Below are 19161 nucleotides of genomic sequence, written 5' to 3'. Positions count from 1 at the left end.
CACCAACAGCTACACCATCTTCGCGAGCAGGCTCGCTCCCACATTTGGAATGCGTTACCCCTGTGGGAGCGAGCCTGCTCGCGAAAGCCGCAACTCGGTTTATCAGGAAAAAACCAGGGCAAAAAAAACGGAGCCCGAAGGCTCCGCTCTTTCTGCAACCAACCCGATATCAGGCCAGTTTCTTGTGACGTACCCGGTGTGGCTGGGCCGCTGCTTCGCCGAGGCGTTTTTTGCGGTCGGCTTCGTACTCGGTGTAGTTGCCTTCGAAGAACACCGCTTGCGAGTCGTCTTCGTACGCCAGAATGTGCGTGGCGACACGGTCAAGGAACCACCGATCGTGAGAGATCACAATGGCGGCGCCCGGGAAGTCCAGCAGGGCTTCTTCCAGCGAACGCAGGGTTTCCACGTCGAGGTCGTTGGACGGTTCGTCGAGCAGCAGGACGTTGCCGCCCTCCTTCAGGGTCAGCGCCAGATGCAGACGACCGCGCTCACCGCCGGACAGATCCTTGACGAACTTCTGCTGATCGCCGCCCTTGAAGTTGAAGCGACCGACGTAGGTGCGCGACGGGATCTCGTAGTTGCCGATGCGGATCTGGTCGGAACCGTCGGAAATCTGCTGGAACACGGTCTTGCTGCCGTCGAGGTCTTCGCGGCTCTGGTCGACGCAGGCCAGCTGCACGGTTTCACCGATTTCGATGCTGCCCGAATCCGGAGTTTCCTTGCCCATCAGCATGCGGAACAGCGTCGACTTACCGGCACCGTTACCGCCGATCACGCCGACGATGGCGCCCTTCGGCATGGAGAACGACAGGTTGTCGATCAGCACGCGATCGCCGTAGCCCTTGGTGACGTTCTTGAACTCGATGACCTTGTCGCCCAGGCGCGGACCGGCCGGGATGTAGATCTCGTTGGTTTCGCTGCGCTTCTGGAATTCCTGCGATTGCATTTCTTCGAAGCGTTGCAGACGTGCCTTGGATTTCGACTGGCGAGCCTTGGCGCCTTTGCGCACCCACTCCAGTTCTTCTTTCATGGCTTTTTCGTGAGCCGACTGCTGCTTGGATTCCTGGGCCAGGCGATCGGACTTGGCTTCGAGCCAGCCCGAATAGTTGCCCTCGTAAGGAATGCCCGCGCCGCGGTCGAGTTCCAGAATCCAGCCGGCGACGTTGTCGAGGAAGTAGCGGTCGTGCGTGATCGCGACCACGGTGCCCGGGAAGTCGTGGAGGAAATGCTCCAGCCACGCCACCGAATCAGCATCCAGGTGGTTGGTCGGTTCGTCCAGCAGCAGCATGTCTGGCGCGGACAGCAGCAGACGGCACAGGGCGACACGGCGCTTTTCACCACCGGACAGGTGTTCGACTTTCGCGTCCCAGGCTGGCAGACGCAGCGCATCGGCGGCGACTTCCAGCTGCCGCTCAAGGTTGTGGCCGTCGCTGGCCTGCAGGATCGCTTCGAGCTTGGCCTGTTCAGCAGCAAGCTTGTCGAAGTCGGCATCCGGGTCGGCGTAGGCCGCGTAGACCTCGTCCAGACGCGCTTGCGCATCCTTGATCACGCTGACCGCTTCCTCGACCACTTCACGCACGGTCTTGGCAGGGTCGAGCTGCGGCTCTTGCGGCAGGTAACCGATGTTCAGGTCCGGCATCGGACGGGCTTCGCCTTCGAACTCGGTGTCGACGCCGGCCATGATTTTCAGCAGCGTGGATTTACCCGAACCGTTGAGGCCGAGCACGCCGATCTTGGCGCCGGGGAAGAAGGACAGCGAAATGTTCTTGAGGATTTCCCGCTTCGGCGGAACAACTTTGCCCAGCCGATGCATGGTGAAGACGTATTGAGCCATGGAGAACCTTGGGTCAGTGACAGATGAATGATTGGAGCGCAGGCGATGCCTGGCCAGACTGTGCGCGTCGTTCACTTGATCGCGATCAATGCGTGCGCGCTGGAAAAAGTCTGATTGTAGGGGCTGGAACGCCCCCGGTCTAACCGGCAAAGCTACCTTAATGCTGGAAGGCAGTCCAGCCGAGAGGGGCTGGCACTTCGCCACGAGTCAAGGCATGCTAGCCGCCCTTCGGGCGTCCGGCTTATAGTGCACGTCGCGCCAGTCCAGCCAAATCGCAGGATCACAGCTTGACCAATGTCACTCCGCCAGCCTCTGTGAGCAGCACCCCACCGGCGCCCGGCTCGCCCCTGCGCGGGACATTGAAGGGTGCGCTGGCCACCCTCGTGCTGTTATTGCTCGCGTTGCTGTTCTGGCAACTGCTCGATCAATTGCGCGAAACTCAGAAAAATCAGCGTCAATACACCATCGATTACACCGCCGACCTCGCCGCTCAGGTCAGCCTGAACATGGCGCTGAATGCGCAAATCGCCCTCAATCTGCTACCGATCGTCGAACAACCGCAAACTGCCGACGAACAGCAGATGCTCCTGCGCAAACTGCAACGCTCGCTGCCAGATCTGCGTAGCATGGCCCTGCTCTCGCCCTCCGGCCGGATCATCAGCGACAGCGCCACCGACAGTTCCGACGCCGATTACCTGACCGAACTGGTGCGCCGCAGCCGTGCCCAGGCGCATTACTTCAGCAATGCCGATGACGGCTCGGTGGTGCATCTGCTGTTGCATCAGGCCAGCGGCAGCAGTCGCGGTTACTGGGCCTTGCGTTTGACGCCAACCTTCTTCGACTCGCTGACCAAACAGGACGCCACCGCCCTGCGCCCGTTGTGGCTGGTGGAAAACCGCCTCAATCACCAGATCATCAGCCGCGACGCCGGGCTGCCCTCGGTCAAGGCTGGCGGGCTGACGCCCGACGATGTCGCCAACACCGTGCTGACCGTGCCGCTGAGCAGCAGCGACTGGCAATTGCGCGGGCTGTTCGACCGCCAGCGCGTACTCGAAGAATTGCTGCCAGCGTTCATCGGCAAATGCCTGCTCGGCCTGGCGTTTTCGATGTTGCCGGTGATCGCGCTGCTGAACATGCGTCGGCGCCAGCGTCAGGTGCATGAAGGCCGGCGGCGTTATCAGGATATTTTCGAAGGCACCGGCGTGGCCTTGTGCGTACTCGACCTGTCCGGCCTCAAGCAGACGTTCGACAAGGCGCAGATCCAGACCAGTGACCAGCTCAAGGCCTGGCTCGACCAACCGCAGCAGCGCCAGCAGTTGCTTGCGGAAATGCGCGTCACCGAAGTCAACCAGGTCGCCCTGCAACTGCTCGATGTGCACTCCTGCGACGATGCCTGGCAACTGCTGATCGATGGCCAGCGCCATCCGCAGTGCGCGATCGGTCAGCAGATCCTCGACGCCGTCCTGCAGCAGCAGAAACAGCTGGAACTGGAAATCAAACTGCCCAACAGCAACGGTCGCGACCAGCATCTGTGGATGGTTTTGCGCCTGCCGAGCGAGCAGCACGACTATAAAGCGGTGATCCTCAGCATCAACGACATCACCAGCCGCAAGCTGATCGAACTGTCGCTGCTGGAGCGTGAAGGTTTCTGGTCGGACGTGGTGCGCACCGTGCCCGATCATCTGTATGTGCAGGACGTGATCAGCCAGCGGATGATTTTCAGCAACCACCACCTCGGCCAGACCCTCGGCTACAACCGCACTGAACTGCATCAGATGGGCGAATACTTCTGGGAAATCCTCCTGCATCCGGAAGACGCCGACTATTACCATCGCTCGCGGCAGTTGCAGCGTCACGCCGGTTACAGCCAATTGTTGCAATGCCAATTGCGCTTCCGCCATCGCGACGGCAAGTGGCGGCGCTTCGACATCCGTGAACAGGCGCTGGCACGGGACAAGCACGATCAGGTCACGCGGATCATCGGCGTGGCCAAGGACATCACCGAACAGATCGAGGCCAGCGAATCGCTGCGTGACAGCGAGCAGCGTTACCGCATGCTCGCCGAAAGCATCAGCGACGTGATTTTCTCCACCGACAGCAAGCTCTCGCTGAACTATGTCAGCCCCTCGGTGCAGGCCGTGCTCGGTTACAACGCCGAATGGATTTTCCAGAACGGCTGGCAATCGATCATCGCCAATCCCGGGCAACTGAACGGCATTCATGTGCTGATGGACCGCGTCAGCAAGGCGCTGGACAAGCCCGAGCAACTGGCATTGCTGCGCAGTCAGGTGCAAACGCAGCTGTTCCTCTTCGATTGCCTGCGTGCCGACGGCCGCAAGATTCCGATCGAACTGCGCCTGGTGCTGGTGTGGGACGAGCACGGCGCGTTCGAAGGCGTGCTCGGCGTCGGCCGCGATATCAGTCAACAGCGCCGTGCCGAAAAAGATCTGCGCATGGCCGCCACGGTATTCGAGCACTCGACTTCGGCAATCCTGATCACCGACCCGGCCGGCTACATCGTCCAGGCCAACGAAGCGTTCAGTCGGGTCAGCGGCTACAGCGTCGGCGAAGTGCTCGACCAGTTGCCGAACATGCTCACTGTCGACGAGCAGCAGGACGCGCACTTGCGCTACGTGCTCAAGCAGTTGCACGAGCACAGCACCTGGGAAGGCGAAGTGTGGATGAAGCGCCGTAACGGCGAACATTACCCGGCGTGGGTCGGCATTACTGCCGTGCTCGACGATGAGGGCGATCTGGCCAGTTACGTGTGTTTCTTCAGCGACATCAGCGAGCGCAAGGCCAGCGAGCAGCGCATCCACCGCCTCGCCTATTACGACGCCCTCACCCACCTGCCGAACCGCACGCTGTTCCAGGATCGTCTGCACACCGCGCTGCAAGCGGCCGAACGGCAGAAGTCGTGGGTGGTGCTGATGTTCCTCGACCTCGACCGTTTCAAACCGATCAACGACTCCTTGGGCCACGCCGCAGGCGACCGCATGCTCAAGGACATGGCCACGCGCCTGCTGGCCTGCGTCGATGACGACGATACCGTCGCGCGCATGGGTGGCGACGAATTCACCTTGCTGCTGCAGCATCGTTCCAACCGCGAACTGGCGCTGAACCGGGCGATTCACGTAGCCGAGCAGATTCTCGCCAGCCTGGTGCGGCCGTTCGTGCTCGAGGGCCGCGAGTTCTTCGTCACCGCCAGTATCGGCATCGCCCTGAGTCCGCAGGACGGCAATGAACTCAGCCAGTTGATGAAAAACGCCGACACGGCGATGTACCACGCCAAGGAACGCGGCAAGAACAACTTCCAGTTCTATCAGGCCGACATGAACGCCAGTGCGCTGGAGCGTCTGGAACTGGAAAGCGATCTGCGCCATGCGCTGGAGCAGAACGAATTCGTCCTGTATTACCAGCCGCAGTTCAGTGGCGACGGCAAGCGCCTGACCGGCGCCGAAGCGCTGCTGCGCTGGCGCCATCCGCGTCGCGGGCTGGTGCCGCCGGGGGATTTCATTCCGGTGCTGGAAGAGCTTGGTCTGGTGGTGGACGTTGGCGACTGGGTCATCAGCGAGGCCTGTCGACAGCTGAAAACCTGGCACCAGCAACGGGTGCGGGTGCCGAAGGTGTCGGTGAACATTTCCGCACGGCAGTTCTCCGACGGCCAGTTGGGCACGCGAATCGCGACGATCCTGCGCGAAACCGGCCTGCCGCCGGCGTGTCTGGAGCTGGAACTGACCGAAAGCATCCTGATGCGCGAAGTCAGCGAGGCGATGCAGATTCTTGCCGGGCTGAAAAACCTCGGCCTGAGCATCGCGGTCGATGACTTCGGCACCGGTTATTCATCGCTGAACTACCTCAAGCAATTCCCGATCGACGTGCTGAAGATCGACCGTACTTTCGTCGACGGCCTGCCGTCCGGCGAACAGGACGCGCAGATCGCCCGGGCGATCATTGCCATGGCCCACAGCCTGAACCTGGCGGTGATCGCCGAGGGTGTGGAAACCCATGAGCAACTGGACTTCCTGCGCGAGCATGGCTGCGATGAGGTGCAAGGATATCTGTTCGGCCGGCCGATGCCGGCGGGACGGTTTGAAGCGCAGTTCTGTAACGACGCGCTGTTCATGTTCGACTGACGATCTGCGGCGCGCCCGAAAAGATCGCAGCCTTCGATCGTTCCCACGCTCCGCGTGGGAATGCCTCACTGGACGCTCTGCGTCCGCTTCGGCAGTTGACGCGGAGCGTCACGGGCTGCATTCCCACGCAGAGCGTGGGAACGATCAATGCCCCTTTTGCTCGCGAAGGGGCCGGCAAAAGCACCGCACATCTGTCATGAACGCCACTTGTCTGCGACATGACGTCGTTTCATATGTCATCCAAAAGCGGTTGGGTTAGAATGCCCCCCTTTTCTGCCCCCGATCCTTGAGGACCGCCATGTTCAGCCGTGATTTGACAATTGCCAAGTACGACGCCGACCTTTTTGCCGCCATGGAGCAAGAAGCTCAGCGTCAGGAAGAACACATTGAGCTGATCGCTTCGGAAAACTACACCAGCCCAGCGGTGATGGAAGCTCAAGGCTCGGTCCTGACCAACAAGTACGCCGAAGGCTATCCGGGCAAGCGTTACTACGGTGGTTGCGAATACGTGGACGTGGTTGAACAACTGGCCATCGACCGCGCCAAGGAACTGTTCGGCGCCGATTACGCCAACGTTCAACCGCACGCCGGTTCCCAAGCCAACGCCGCTGTTTACCTGGCTCTGCTGCAAGGTGGCGACACCATTCTGGGCATGAGCCTGGCCCATGGTGGTCACCTGACCCACGGCGCCAGCGTTTCCTCCTCGGGCAAGCTGTACAACGCCGTTCAATACGGTATCGATGCCAACGGCCTGATCGACTACGACGAAGTCGAGCGCCTGGCGGTCGAGCACAAGCCGAAAATGATCGTTGCCGGTTTCTCGGCCTACTCGCAGATTCTCGACTTCCCGCGCTTCCGCGAGATCGCTGACAAGGTCGGCGCTTACCTGTTCGTCGACATGGCTCACGTCGCCGGTCTGGTTGCCGCTGGTGTCTATCCGAACCCGGTGCCGTTCGCCGACGTCGTGACCACCACCACGCACAAGACCCTGCGCGGTCCACGTGGCGGTCTGATCCTGGCCCGTGCCAACGCCGAGATCGAGAAGAAGCTCAACTCCGCAGTATTCCCGGGCGCCCAGGGTGGCCCGCTGGAGCACGTGATCGCGGCCAAGGCGATCTGCTTCAAGGAAGCGCTGCAGCCTGAGTTCAAGGCTTACCAGCAACAAGTGGTGAAGAACGCCAAGGCCATGGCCGAAGTGTTCATCGCACGCGGTTTCGACGTGGTATCGGGCGGTACTGAAAACCACCTGTTCCTGCTGTCGCTGATCAAGCAGGACATCTCCGGTAAAGATGCCGACGCCGCTCTGGGCAAAGCGTTCATCACCGTGAACAAGAACTCCGTGCCTAACGATCCACGCTCGCCGTTCGTCACCTCCGGCCTGCGCTTCGGTACTCCGGCTGTGACCACTCGCGGTTTCAAAGAGGCTGAGTGCAAAGAGCTGGCCGGCTGGATCTGCGACATCCTGGCTGATCTGAACAACGAAGCGGTGATCGACGCCGTTCGCGAGAAAGTCAAAGCCATCTGCAAGAAACTGCCGGTGTACGGCGCTTGATGCCTCGTTAATCCGCAATAAAAAACCGGTCACGATGGCCGGTTTTTTATTGCCATAAATTCAATAAAAAAATACCACCCGAATAAAGCAGCAACCTGCTAATCCCGTCCGGCAGGATTGTTCATCTCTTTGTTCAAACCAAACTCTTGCAACACACATACAAACCGCCATAGATGAAAACCGCTTAGTCTGAAACCCGACTTGATAAATGGATTTCATCATGACGGGCAATATCGAAAAATCTTTCATCGCAACATTGAGAATGTTCGACCACAGGGTCGGCTTTCTTGAACAGCTGTACGGCAAACCGGCGATGGCTACCATCAGTCTGTTCAGCGGCGGTTTCTATACCGGACGCCCGCAAACACGGGATCAGTCCCACCTGCTCGGCATCCGGAGCAACGAGCAGAGCGGCCGGATAAAACCGCTGAAGCTGCATTTCGCTCATACCCCTGACGGCTACATCCTCACCGTGAAAAACCAGGGCAACTATTTCAATCAGGTAATCAGCAATCACTGGCTGGACACCGTCGAGGCCGTCAAGCCAGAGACTGACAACTTGAGCACTTTTATTCTTGTCGACCGTAGCGGCACCGCTATAACGCTGGACAACTTAACGGGTGTACATACAGCTGTTTCTCTCAAACTGAAAAATCATGCCTATCTGGGCGGTATAAAAATCAGAAGTCTGCCTTACGTCTATCTGGGCAAAACCGAAGAACGTTCAAAGATCACTTTCATCCTGAGCATCGTCGAAAGACATGTACCAGTCATCAAAACGTGACTCACGCCCCGCCCAGAAAAAAAGGCATAGCCGCCAATTTTTCTCAAATGCTCAAGACCGGGCCATCCAGACAACTGGTAAGACCGGTCATGCCAATTTTCTAATTTTCCCTTGCGATCCGGGAAAACCTGCGCCTAGACTGCGCCTGCACTGGACATACCGGTAAGACCACAATAATTAAGTCCTGAATCCGCTGCGCCACGCGTACGGCAGCCAGGACACCGACCCAGGATTCCTCCCATGCTCAGATGGTGCTCGCGTTCAATCTTCCTTCAAGTGGTTCTCGGACTGATGCTCGGCATCGTCTGCGGGCTGACCCTTCCTGAATACTCCGCCCAGCTGAAACCGCTCGGCGATGGCTTCATCAAATTGATCAAGATGCTGATTGGCCTGATCGTGTTCTGTGTGGTGGTCAGCGGCATCAGCGGCGCGGGCGATCTGAAGAAGGTCGGGCGCATCGGCCTCAAGTCGGTGATCTACTTTGAAGTGCTGACCACCATCGCTCTGGTGATCGGTCTGGTGTTCGCCTTCAGCACCGGCATTGGCAGCGGCGCGAACATTCATCTGGAGCAGCTCTCCAGCGCCGACATGGGCGACCTCGCCGAGCGCGGCCAGCACATGCACACCACCACGCAATTTCTGATGGACCTGATCCCGACCTCGGTGATCGGCGCCTTCGCTGACAACAATATTCTGCAAGTGCTGCTGTTCTCGGTGCTGTTCGGCAGTGCGCTGAATCTGGTTGGCGAAGCCGCTTCCGGGATTTCGCGATTGATCAACGAACTCAGCCACGTGATATTCCGCATCATGGGCATGATCGTGCGTCTGGCGCCGATCGGCGTGTTCGGTGCCATCGCCTTCACCACCAGCAAATACGGTCTCGACTCGCTGCAGCACCTGGGCAGTCTGGTCGGTCTGTTCTACCTGACCTGCGTCGCCTTCGTCGCGCTGATCCTCGGTCTGGTGATGCGCGTTTCCGGTCTGCGCATGTGGCCGCTGCTCAAGTACCTGCGGGAAGAACTGCTGATCGTGATGGGCACCGCCTCTTCCGACGCCGTGCTGCCGCAGATCATGCGCAAGCTCGAACACCTCGGTATCGGCAGTTCGACGGTCGGTCTGGTGATCCCGACCGGGTACTCGTTCAACCTCGACGGTTTCTCGATCTACCTGACCCTGGCCATCGTGTTCATCGCCAACGCCACCGGCACACCGCTGGCGATGACCGACTTGCTGACGATTCTGCTGGTGTCGCTGATCACCTCCAAAGGCGCCCACGGCATTCCCGGTTCGGCGCTGGTGATTCTCGCCGCGACGCTGACGGCGATCCCGGCGATTCCCGTAGTCGGTCTGGTGCTGGTGTTGGCGGTGGACTGGTTCATGGGCATCGGCCGCGCGCTGACCAATCTGATCGGCAACTGCGTCGCCACCGTGGCCATCGCCCGCTGGGAAAAAGACATCGATGTACAGCGCGCGAACAAGGTGCTCAACGGTGAGCAGGGCTATAACTTTCAACCGCGAAAAACCGTCGCTCAGGCGGCGGCCAAAGAATTCTGAATGAGTGCCGTGCCTGCCAATATGCAGGCACGGCGCAGGGAGCCAATACGTGATTACAACTTCAACCGTCGTCAATTCAGTGGTGGAAAAACTCCGCGCCGCGTTGGCCCGTGGCCAATGGCGCTCCGGCGACATGCTGCCGGGCCAGCGCGAACTGGCCGAACAGCTGGGCATCAGCCGGCCCAGCCTGCGCGAAGCGGTGATCGTCCTCGAAACCCTCGGCCTGGTGCGCTCGATGCCGGGCAAAGGCGTAGTCGTGCTCGACGCACAACTCAGCGACAGCCAGAGCCACGACAGCGCAGTCGCCGGCGCCAGTCTCGAAGACGTGCTGCAACTGCGCTACACCCTTGAGCCGTTCATCGTCGGGCTGGTCGCGCAATCGATCAGCAGCAAGGAAGTCGGCCAATTGCGCCTGACCCTGATGGACATGCGCGAAGCCCTCGAGGCCGGTGACAGTGAGGCCGGAGTCAGTGCCTACATCGCTTTCCACGAAGAACTGTTCACGCTGACCTCGAACCCGATTTTCCAGAGCGTGGTACAGCAGACCAGCAACGCCCTCAAGCAAAGCGCCGAGGTATTGCGCAATTCCCCGGAACATCTGGCCGAACGCCTGGAAGAAAACGAAGCGGTAGTCCGCGCGATCCGCAGCAAGAACAGCGCTCAGGCCAGCGCCGAAATGCGTCGGCACATTCTGCGCGAAGGCCAGCGCATGGGCGTTGAGCTGAATATTCCGGACGACAACTTGCCCACCTGATTTGCCAGGAGAACGGCCATGAACAGTTTTGCTTCAGCCTCGCATGCCAATTCGACCGCCCTGCCCGTCTCTCGCCTGGGCCCGCCGACGGAAGATCTGTATCCGCGAGTGTTCGACGCGATTCTCGAGCAGCGTATCGATGAAGACAGCCGGTTCACCGAGGACACTCTGCAGGCGATGTTCAACGCCGGCCGCGCCGATGTGCGGCGGGTGCTGACGCAGTTGTCCCACGAGCAGATCGTGGTATTGCGCGCCAATCATCGACCACGAGTGGCCGCGCCTGATCGGGAACTGATCCGGCAGACCTTGCATGCGCGACGGCTGGCTGAAAACACCTTGGTGCGGTTGGCGTGTCAGCGTCCGCAGCCAGACGATCTGAAATGCTTGCGCACGTTGCTAGAGCGCGAGAAGCGCGCCGTCGAGCAGGATCGGCGCGGAGCGGCGATTCGGTTGTCGGGGGAGTTTCATCTACAGTTGGCACGGATGGCGGGAAATCTGCCGCTGGCGCATTTTCTGCGCAGTCTGGTGCCGCTTACGTCGTTGGCGATTGCGCGGGGTCAGGGCTCGACGCGAAGCTGTTGCGCACGGCAGGAGCATTTGGCGTTGGTTGAGGTTGTGGAGCGAGGTGATGTTTCCAAGGCCGGCATGTTGATGAATCGGCATCTGGATCATCTTGAGCAGAAACTGCTCGGTCCAGACCTTGAGCATTGTGCTGTCGGTTAGACCGCCTTCGCGAGCAAGCTCGCTCCCACAGTTGACCGCATTTCTCTGGACGGAATACGGTCTCCTGTGGGAGCGAGCTTGCTCGCGAAGACGCCATCACTGACAACCAAGATCCATCAGGCAGAAGCAACCCTGGCAAACCCCGCCCGAATTTTCTCTTCCGGCAAATCATCGGCAATAAACACGATCACACTCTCGCGCGCCTCGCCCTCGGCCCATTCGGTGTCCCAGTCGAAACCATAGAGTTTCAGCACACCCTGAAACACCAACCGCCGATCTTCGCCGGCAATGTTCAGCACGCCTTTGTAGCGCAGCAACTGCTTGCCGTGCTCTTCCAGCAACTCGTTCATGAATTCGCTGAGCTGATCGATATCCAGCGCCTGATCGGTGCGCAGCACCAGGCTGGAGATGCGATCGATCGACGGTGCCTTGCTCACCGGACGCAGGCTCAAACCGCCGCCCAGGTCAGCATTGAGGTTGAAGCCGCGTACATCCAGCAGTTCGGCCAGATCGATATTGCCATGCTCGACCACGCGGATCGGCGCGCGGCGGTTGATTCGCGTGAGGCGTTCGCTCAGCGCAGTGAACGTCGCCTCATCGACCAGGTCGGTCTTGCTCACCAGCAAGCGATCGGCGAAACCGATCTGCGCCTGGGCAATGGTCTGGGTCAGGTGCACGTCGGCGTGAGCGGCGTCGACCAGGGTGATGATGCCGTCGAGCAGATAACGCTCGCGCAGCTCTTCCTCGATGAAAAAGGTCTGTGCCACCGGCGCCGGATCGGCCAGCCCCGTGCACTCGATCACCAGACGATCGAAGGCGATCTCGCCACTGTCCAGGCGTTCGAGCAGCAGGTACAGCGCCTTGGTCAGATCGGTGTGAATGGTGCAGCAGACGCAGCCGTTGGCCAGGGTCATGACTTGCACCGGCTCGTCACCCAGTAACTGAGTGTCGATGCCGGCGTCGCTGAATTCGTTTTCGATCACGGCGATTTTCAGGCCGTGCTCGGCTTTCAATAAATGACGCAGCAAGGTGGTCTTGCCGGCGCCGAGGAAACCGCTGAGAACCGTTACCGGAATGGGAGAAGACAAAACCCGATCTCCTGAAAAGAACACAAAAACAAATGTGGGAGCGAGCCTGCTCGCGAAAGCGGTGTGTCAGTCAAATCATTCATCAACTGACACTCCGTATTCGCGCGCAGGCTCGCTCCCACAGGGGATTACCTCAACCTGATGCTGTCAGCTCAACAGCACTTCGGCCCACCCTTGCCACCGTAACGGGCTTCCTGACGTTCGCGAAAGAACATCTCGTAGCTCATCACCGGTTTGTCCGGGTGTTTGGTTTGCATATGCTCGACGTAGGTGTCGTAGTCGGGCATGCCGACCATCAGGCGCGCGGCCTGACCGAGGTATTTACCGAGGCGACTCAGGTCATTGAACATGCTGCAATCCTCTGGTTACGCATCCGGCAGGGCCTGGAATGGCGATTCTTTATCCGTACGCTCTTTTTTGCCCCAGGCGGCGATGCCGACCTTGAGCGCATAGAACAGGATGCTGAACACCACGAACAGGAACAGCGCGGTGAGTGTGGCGTTGGTGTAGGCGTTGAAGATCACGTGCTGCATCTGCTCGACGCTTTTAGCCGGTGCCAGCACCTGACCGTTGGCCAGCGCATCGCTGTACTTCTTGGCCAGGGACAGGAAGCCGATCGCCGGGTTGGCGTCGAACAGCTTGATGAAGCCAGCAGTAGTGGTGCAGATCAACAGCCAGGTGGCCGGCAACAGGGTGACCCAGATGTAGCGCTGGCGCTTCATCTTGATCAGGACCACGGTGCCGAGCATCAGCGCAATACCGGCGAGCATCTGGTTGGAGATGCCGAACAATGGCCACAAGGTGTTGATGCCGCCCAGTGGATCGATCACGCCCTGATACAGCAACCAGCCCCACATCGCCACACAACCGGCGGTGGCGATCAGGTTGGCGCCCCACGACTCGGTGCGTTTCAGCGCCGGTACGAAGGAGCCGAGCAGGTCCTGCAGCATGAAGCGTCCGGCACGGGTGCCGGCGTCCACAGCGGTGAGGATGAACAGCGCTTCGAACAGGATCGCGAAGTGGTACCAGAACGCCATAGTGTTTTCACCCGGCAGGACACTGTGCAGGATCTGCGCAATACCGACCGCCAGAGTCGGCGCGCCACCGGCGCGAGCCAGAATGGTGGTTTCGCCGATGTCATGGGCAACCGCTTGCAGCGCTTCCGGTGTGATCGCAAAGCCCCAGCTCGTGACAACCTGCGCCACCGAAGCGACGTCACTGCCGACGACTGCGGCCGGGCTGTTCATGGCGAAATATACACCCGGCTCGATCACCGAAGCGGCAACCATGGCCATGATCGCCACGAACGATTCCATCAGCATGCCGCCGTAACCGATGTAGCGGGCGTTGGTTTCGTTATCCAAAAGCTTCGGCGTGGTGCCCGACGAGATCAGTGCGTGGAAACCCGATACCGCGCCGCAGGCGATGGTGATGAACAGGAACGGGAACAGACCGCCCTTCCATACCGGCCCGGTGCCGTCGACGAACTGGGTCAGCGCCGGCATTTTCAGCTCGGGCATGGTGATCAGGATGCCGATCGCCAGGGCGACGATGGTGCCGATCTTGAGGAAGGTCGACAGGTAGTCGCGTGGCGCGAGGATCAGCCAGACCGGCAGCGATGCAGCGACGAAACCATAGCCGACCAGCATCCAGGTAATCTGCACACCAGTGAAGGTAAAGGCTTTGGCCCATACCGGATCGGCAGCGATCTGCCCGCCCAGCCATATCGAACCGAGCAGCAGCAATACACCGACCACGGAGATTTCGCCGATGCGGCCCGGGCGGATGTAGCGCATGTAGATGCCCATGAACATCGCGATCGGGATGGTCGCCATCACGGTGAAGATGCCCCACGGGCTCTCGGCGAGGGCCTTGACCACGATCAGCGCCAGCACCGCCAGGATGATGATCATGATCAGGAAGCAGCCGAACAGTGCAATGGTTCCGGGAATCCGGCCCATCTCTTCACGCACCATGTCGCCCAGGGAACGTCCGTTGCGTCGGGTCGACATGAACAGGACCATGAAGTCCTGCACCGCGCCCGCCAGCACCACACCGGCAATCAGCCAGAGTGTGCCGGGCAGATACCCCATCTGCGCCGCCAGCACCGGACCGACCAGTGGCCCCGCGCCAGCGATGGCCGCGAAGTGGTGACCGAAAAGAATGTGTTTGTTGGTCGGCACATAGTCCAGACCATCGTTGTTGAGCACGGCGGGGGTGGCCCGACGCGGATCCAGTTGCATCACGTTGTTGGCGATGAACAGACTGTAGTAACGGTACGCAACCAGATAAATGGCCACGGCAGCGACCACAATCCACAAGGCGTTGATCGCCTCGCCGCGGCGCAATGCCACTACGCCAAGGGCGCACGCTCCTACGATTGCCAGCACGAGCCAGGGTAAGTGGCGCAGCAGGCTATTATTATTTTTCATTTTATTATTCCAGCCAGGGTGGACAAGAAAGACAGCCACCCCGAGTTTAGCGCTTACGGCGCCAAAGGCCATACCCCGACATAGGTCTAGACGCTTGAGCGATTGGCTGGCGCCCGCATTCGCGGTCTATAGTCAGCGAACCTTCATGAGGATTGCGCCATGAGCGAGCACCCCGCCAATCGACGTCGTTTCAAACGTATTGCGTTCGATGCCCGAACCGAGCTGAAACAGGGCGAGTACATCTGGCCGGTCAAGTTGATCGACCTGTCGCTCAAGGGCCTGCTGATCGAGCGACCGGAGCCGTGGCTCGGGGATAAAGACCAGGACTTCTTCGTCGACATTCATCTGAGCGAAGACGTCGATATCGAGATGGACGTGCATCTGGCCCATGAGGAAAACGGCCACTTGGGGTTCATCTGCCGGCACATCAGCCTGGAATCGATCCAGCGCCTGCGCCGCTTGATCGAACTGAATCTGGCGGATGAGGCCGAGCTGGAACGCGAACTGGGTGCCCTGATCGAAATCTAGGCCCCCCAATCCCGATTTGGAATGCCCTGTGGTGAGGGGATCTATAGGGTGAGAGGATTTATGGGGTGAGAGGATTTATGTGGCGAGGGGATTTATCCCCGTTGGGGCGCGCAGCGGCCCTGAAAAGCGGGTCTGCTGCGCAGCCCAACGGGGATACCCCCCCTCACCACAGAGGTTCGGCGTTCACTCAAACAGTGCGTCAAGTGCTTGTTCAAGGCGGCTCACGGCGATGATCTGCAAGCCGGGAGGCGATTCCTTCGGTGCGTTACCCTTGGGCACGATCGCGCGTTTGAAGCCGTGCTTGGCCGCTTCCTTCAACCGCTCCTGCCCGCTCGGCACCGGGCGTACCTCGCCGGACAAGCCCACCTCACCGAACACCAGCAGATCATGGGGCAGCGGCCGGTTGCGCAAACTCGACATCACCGCCGCCATCAACGCCAGATCCGACGCCGTCTCCAGCACCTTCACGCCGCCTACCACGTTGAGGAACACGTCCTGATCGTGGGTCGGGATTCCACCATGACGGTGCAACACCGCGAGCAACATCGCCAATCGGTTCTGATCCAGCCCCAACGTCACCCGACGCGGGTTGGCCAGATGGCTGTCATCGACCAGCGCCTGCACTTCGACCAGCATCGGTCGGGTGCCTTCCCACGTCGCCATGACCACACTGCCCGGGACTTCTTCCTGAGCGCGGGTAAGAAAAATCGCCGATGGGTTGGAGACTTCTTTCAGGCCCTTGTCGGTCATGCCGAATACGCCCAACTCGTTGACCGCGCCGAAACGGTTTTTCACCGCCCGCAGCAGACGCAGTCGACCATCGGATTCGCCTTCGAAATACAGCACCGTGTCGACCATGTGTTCCAGAACACGCGGCCCGGCCAGCGCACCTTCTTTAGTGACGTGGCCGACGAGGAAGATCGCCGTGCCGCTCTGTTTGGCATAACGCACCAGCAGCGCCGCACTCTCGCGCACCTGCGACACGCCGCCCGGGGCCGATTGCAGTTGTTCGGTGAAGATGGTCTGGATCGAGTCGATCACCATCACCTTGGGCTTTTCCTGGCGGGCAGTGGCAATGATGGTTTCGATGCAGGTTTCGGTCATCACCCGCAGTTGATCCTGCGGCAGGCCGAGACGGCGAGCGCGCATCGCCACTTGCTGCTGGGATTCTTCGCCGGTGACGTACAGCGCTGGCATGCTCTTGGCCAGATTGCACAGGGTCTGGAGCAGGATTGTCGACTTGCCGATCCCCGGATCACCGCCGATCAGCACCACCGAGCCATCGACCAGCCCGCCGCCGAGCACGCGGTCGAGCTCACCGGACGCGGTGGAAAAACGTGGAATCTCTTCGATGCTGACTTCGGCGAGCGTCTTGATCTGCGCCTGCTGGCCGGCCCAACCGGTGCGCCCGGTGGGTGCCGTGGCGCCGCCGCTTTCGATCATGGTTTCGGTCAGGGTGTTCCAGGCACCGCACTCACCGCACTGCCCGGCCCACTTGGGAAAGGTTGCGCCGCACTCGGTGCAGCCGTACATGCGCTTGGCCTTGGCCATCAGAACCCCCGGAGCAAAAGACGCGATGATAACGCAGCCATCGCTGATCAGCGCGGCGCAGCGGTACGGATTTCGCCGCTGGCCAGACGCGCGGCACTGTTACCCAGCGGATCCTCAGCGTTGAGGTCGGCGCCCTTGGCTTTCAACGCATCAAGCAATTCCAGACGCTTGAACAGCCCGGCGTACATCGCCGCGGTCTGCCCGGCGCCATTACGTTGGTCGGGGCTGCAATCGGTGGCCATCAGGCGCCGGGCGATCTGCAACTCGCCTTTGAAAATCGCGCCCATCAGCGCCGTGTTACCGCGTTGGTCCTGAGCACAGGCATCTGCGCCAGCGGCGAGCAGGCGTTCAACCGCTGGCGCCTGACCGTGATAGGCGGCCAGAATCAGCGCGGTGTACCCCTTGCCGTCGCGGGTGTCGAGGGAATAGCCGGACTCGATAAAGGTCTCGAGCATCGGCACGTCGCCACGCCGTGCGGCGTCAAAGTAGTAATCCTGCAACTGCGCCTTGATTGCCTCGGGGCTTTGCTCGACCGGTGCAGCCCACGCGCTGAACGACAGGCACCCGGCCAGGCACAAAAGAAAAATACGCATCGGGCTCTCCTTGAGCGCACGCGAGGCGGGACAGCCCTCGCGTGCGCCGCATCGCTATCAGTCGGTCAGTTTGGCCGCCAGTGCTTTCACACGGCTGAGGTCGCCCTTGGCCACTTCGGTCACACCGCTGCCGTACTCGGGGTCAGCCTTGTACAGGAAGGACAGGATGATGTGCTTGCTCTCGTCATCGGTGGTGGCCAGCGAGCCGCCGAAGCTGTCGATCAGGTCGCGGCGTTCCTGCTTGCTGTACGAGCGATACAGATCACCGGCCTGCTTGAAGTTCTGCTCACGCTGGATCTTCGCCTGTTGCGTACTGCCCGCCAGCGCCGACTGGCTGTAACGCGCCGCTGGCGTTTCTTCACGCGGTTGCAGGCGGCTTGGCTGGTAGTTGACGCCGGACTGGCTGGCGCCAAAATTCATCGCGCCATCCTGATTGCCATTGTTCACTACGGTTTTCGGTGCGTTGATCGGCAATTGCAAAGCGTTGGCGCCGAGGCGATACATCTGCGTATCGGCGTAAGAGAACACTCGGCCCTGCAACAAACGATCTTCCGAAGGCTCGATACCCGGAACTACGTTGGCCGGTGCCATGGCAACTTGTTCAGTTTCCTGGAAGACATTGGCCGGATTACGGTTCAAGACCATTTGTCCAACTTTGCGCTCGGCAATACCCGGCCAGATCTTGGTTGCATCCAGTGGATCGAAATCAAACTTGGACAAATCCTGCGGCTTGAGAACTTGCACGTACAAGTCCCACTTTGGAAAGTTGCCCTTGTTGATATTACTCACCAAGTCATTGGTCATATGACTGTAATCCTGACCTTGAACTTCGCTAACTTGTTTTGGCGTAAGGTTCTTGATGCCTTGCAGACTCTTCCAGTGAAACTTAACGTAGTGAACTTCATTCCTGGCATTGATCAGCTTATAGGCATGAACACCATTGCCATCCATTTCCCGATAACTGGCCGGAGTGCCGTAGTTGGAATACAACTCGGTCAGTGTGCGGGTTGCTTCCGGCACGTGGGAAAAGAAATCGAACCGGCGCGAATCGTCATCGAGGTTGGTGCGTGGATCGGGCTTGAAGGCGTGGACCATGTCCGGGAATTTGATCGCATCGCGGATGAAGAAGGTCGGGAAATTGTTGCCGACCAGATCCCAATTACCGTCAGCGGTGTAGAACTTGGTGGCGAAACCACGCGGGTCACGCAGGGTTTCCGGGGAATGGTTGCCATGCACCACCGCCGAGAAACGCACGAATACCGGCGTGCTCTGGCCTGCGGCGAACACCTTGGCCTTGCTCAGGTCGCTGAGGTCATCGGTCACGGTGAAGGTGCCATGAGCGCCGGTGCCGCGTGCATGTACCACGCGCTCGGGAATACGCTCACGGTCGAAGCGCTGCAGTTTCTGGATCAGTTGCACATCCTGCAGCAGCACCGGGCCGTTGGCGCCGGCGGTTTGCGAGTTCTGATTGTCACCGACAGCAGCGCCGTTATCGCGGGTCAGCGGAGCGGCGTTGACCGAGAAGGTCAGCAGGCTGGCGGTGAGAACGCCGAGGGTGCGGCGATGGGGAAAAGCCCCCAGTCCAAGAGCGGAAGTCATATCAGGTTCCTCTGGTTTTATTGGGCGCATCCA

14 protein-coding genes are annotated in these 19161 nt (G+C 60.1%); 7 read left to right on the top strand and 7 right to left on the bottom strand.

Going from position 1 to position 19161, the window contains the following annotated elements; translation table 11 throughout:
• Positions 1-169: 169 nt before the first annotated feature.
• Positions 170-1834 (bottom strand): energy-dependent translational throttle protein EttA, encoded by a 1665-nt coding sequence (ettA, locus tag D8U82_RS12340; RefSeq protein ID WP_016773108.1) that lies wholly within the window; start codon positions 1832-1834, stop codon positions 170-172.
• Positions 1835-2121: 287 nt separating this feature from the next.
• On the opposite strand from ettA, the gene morA reads away from it, so the two are divergent.
• The 6 genes from morA (at position 2122) to D8U82_RS12310 (ending at position 11337) form a co-directional block, all read left to right on the top strand.
• On the top strand, positions 2122-5970 hold the full coding sequence (gene morA, locus D8U82_RS12335) for a cyclic di-GMP receptor MorA (protein ID WP_122881721.1): 3849 nt from the start codon (positions 2122-2124) through the stop codon (positions 5968-5970).
• Between the two features lie 298 nt (positions 5971-6268).
• Positions 6269-7522 (top strand): serine hydroxymethyltransferase, encoded by a 1254-nt coding sequence (gene glyA, locus D8U82_RS12330; protein WP_016773106.1) that lies wholly within the window; start codon positions 6269-6271, stop codon positions 7520-7522.
• 208 nt (positions 7523-7730) lie between these two features.
• Positions 7731-8306 (top strand): hypothetical protein, encoded by a 576-nt coding sequence (locus tag D8U82_RS12325; protein WP_130902279.1) that lies wholly within the window; start codon positions 7731-7733, stop codon positions 8304-8306.
• Between the two features lie 240 nt (positions 8307-8546).
• Entirely contained in the window at positions 8547-9860 is a 1314-nt protein-coding gene (locus D8U82_RS12320) for a C4-dicarboxylate transporter DctA (protein ID WP_110603140.1), read from the top strand.
• A 49-nt stretch (positions 9861-9909) separates the two neighbouring features.
• Complete coding sequence (locus D8U82_RS12315) at positions 9910-10614, top strand: FadR/GntR family transcriptional regulator (RefSeq protein ID WP_016773102.1); 705 nt, start codon at positions 9910-9912, stop codon at positions 10612-10614.
• An 18-nt stretch (positions 10615-10632) separates the two neighbouring features.
• Positions 10633-11337: a GntR family transcriptional regulator gene (locus D8U82_RS12310; RefSeq protein ID WP_130902278.1), complete on the top strand. Its 705-nt coding sequence runs from the start codon at positions 10633-10635 to the stop codon at positions 11335-11337.
• Between the two features lie 116 nt (positions 11338-11453).
• Here the strand turns inward: D8U82_RS12310 and yjiA are convergent, their stop codons facing one another.
• The 3 genes from yjiA to D8U82_RS12295 form a co-directional block, all read right to left on the bottom strand.
• Positions 11454-12425: a GTPase gene (gene yjiA / locus D8U82_RS12305; protein WP_130887747.1), complete on the bottom strand. Its 972-nt coding sequence runs from the start codon at positions 12423-12425 to the stop codon at positions 11454-11456.
• Between the two features lie 152 nt (positions 12426-12577).
• A complete protein-coding gene (locus tag D8U82_RS12300; RefSeq protein ID WP_003228401.1) occupies positions 12578-12775 on the bottom strand; it encodes a YbdD/YjiX family protein in 198 nt (65 codons plus the stop codon).
• Between the two features lie 15 nt (positions 12776-12790).
• Positions 12791-14857: a carbon starvation CstA family protein gene (locus D8U82_RS12295; protein WP_016773099.1), complete on the bottom strand. Its 2067-nt coding sequence runs from the start codon at positions 14855-14857 to the stop codon at positions 12791-12793.
• Positions 14858-15016: 159 nt separating this feature from the next.
• On the opposite strand from D8U82_RS12295, the gene D8U82_RS12290 reads away from it, so the two are divergent.
• Entirely contained in the window at positions 15017-15385 is a 369-nt protein-coding gene (locus tag D8U82_RS12290; protein WP_039761738.1) for a PilZ domain-containing protein, read from the top strand.
• A 183-nt stretch (positions 15386-15568) separates the two neighbouring features.
• Here the strand turns inward: D8U82_RS12290 and radA are convergent, their stop codons facing one another.
• Genes radA through D8U82_RS12275 form a run of 3 tightly spaced genes read right to left on the bottom strand, consistent with a single transcriptional unit; the run spans position 15569 to position 19128 of the window.
• A complete protein-coding gene (gene radA / locus D8U82_RS12285; protein ID WP_024014403.1) occupies positions 15569-16936 on the bottom strand; it encodes a DNA repair protein RadA in 1368 nt (455 codons plus the stop codon).
• 47 nt (positions 16937-16983) lie between these two features.
• Positions 16984-17529, bottom strand: coding sequence for an ankyrin repeat domain-containing protein (locus D8U82_RS12280; RefSeq protein ID WP_130902277.1), 546 nt, complete (start codon positions 17527-17529; stop codon positions 16984-16986).
• A gap of 57 nt (positions 17530-17586) precedes the next feature.
• The gene (locus tag D8U82_RS12275) at positions 17587-19128 is read right to left on the bottom strand and encodes a catalase (protein ID WP_130902276.1); all 1542 of its coding nucleotides are present in this window, start codon (positions 19126-19128) and stop codon (positions 17587-17589) included.
• Positions 19129-19161 lie beyond the last annotated feature (33 nt).

It is taken from the genome of Pseudomonas sp. Sample_23, assembly GCF_004307595.1.
Taxonomy (GTDB): domain Bacteria; phylum Pseudomonadota; class Gammaproteobacteria; order Pseudomonadales; family Pseudomonadaceae; genus Aquipseudomonas; species Aquipseudomonas atacamensis.
Note: the sequence above shows the minus strand (reverse complement) of the source record. Positions and strands in the feature narration are given on the sequence as shown.

What these genes read in the sequence shown, in the direction of transcription:
- D8U82_RS12295 (WP_016773099.1), bottom strand. Translation starts at nt 14,857, where the DNA reads ATGAAAAATAATAATAGCCTGCTGCGCCACTTACCCTGGCTCGTGCTG.
- glyA (WP_016773106.1), top strand. Translation starts at nt 6,269, where the DNA reads ATGTTCAGCCGTGATTTGACAATTGCCAAGTACGACGCCGACCTTTTT.
- radA (WP_024014403.1), bottom strand. Translation starts at nt 16,936, where the DNA reads ATGGCCAAGGCCAAGCGCATGTACGGCTGCACCGAGTGCGGCGCAACC.
- D8U82_RS12320 (WP_110603140.1), top strand. Translation starts at nt 8,547, where the DNA reads ATGCTCAGATGGTGCTCGCGTTCAATCTTCCTTCAAGTGGTTCTCGGA.
- D8U82_RS12280 (WP_130902277.1), bottom strand. Translation starts at nt 17,529, where the DNA reads ATGCGTATTTTTCTTTTGTGCCTGGCCGGGTGCCTGTCGTTCAGCGCG.
- D8U82_RS12300 (WP_003228401.1), bottom strand. Translation starts at nt 12,775, where the DNA reads ATGTTCAATGACCTGAGTCGCCTCGGTAAATACCTCGGTCAGGCCGCG.
- D8U82_RS12290 (WP_039761738.1), top strand. Translation starts at nt 15,017, where the DNA reads ATGAGCGAGCACCCCGCCAATCGACGTCGTTTCAAACGTATTGCGTTC.
- D8U82_RS12310 (WP_130902278.1), top strand. Translation starts at nt 10,633, where the DNA reads ATGAACAGTTTTGCTTCAGCCTCGCATGCCAATTCGACCGCCCTGCCC.
- ettA (WP_016773108.1), bottom strand. Translation starts at nt 1,834, where the DNA reads ATGGCTCAATACGTCTTCACCATGCATCGGCTGGGCAAAGTTGTTCCG.
- D8U82_RS12275 (WP_130902276.1), bottom strand. Translation starts at nt 19,128, where the DNA reads ATGACTTCCGCTCTTGGACTGGGGGCTTTTCCCCATCGCCGCACCCTC.
- D8U82_RS12325 (WP_130902279.1), top strand. Translation starts at nt 7,731, where the DNA reads ATGGATTTCATCATGACGGGCAATATCGAAAAATCTTTCATCGCAACA.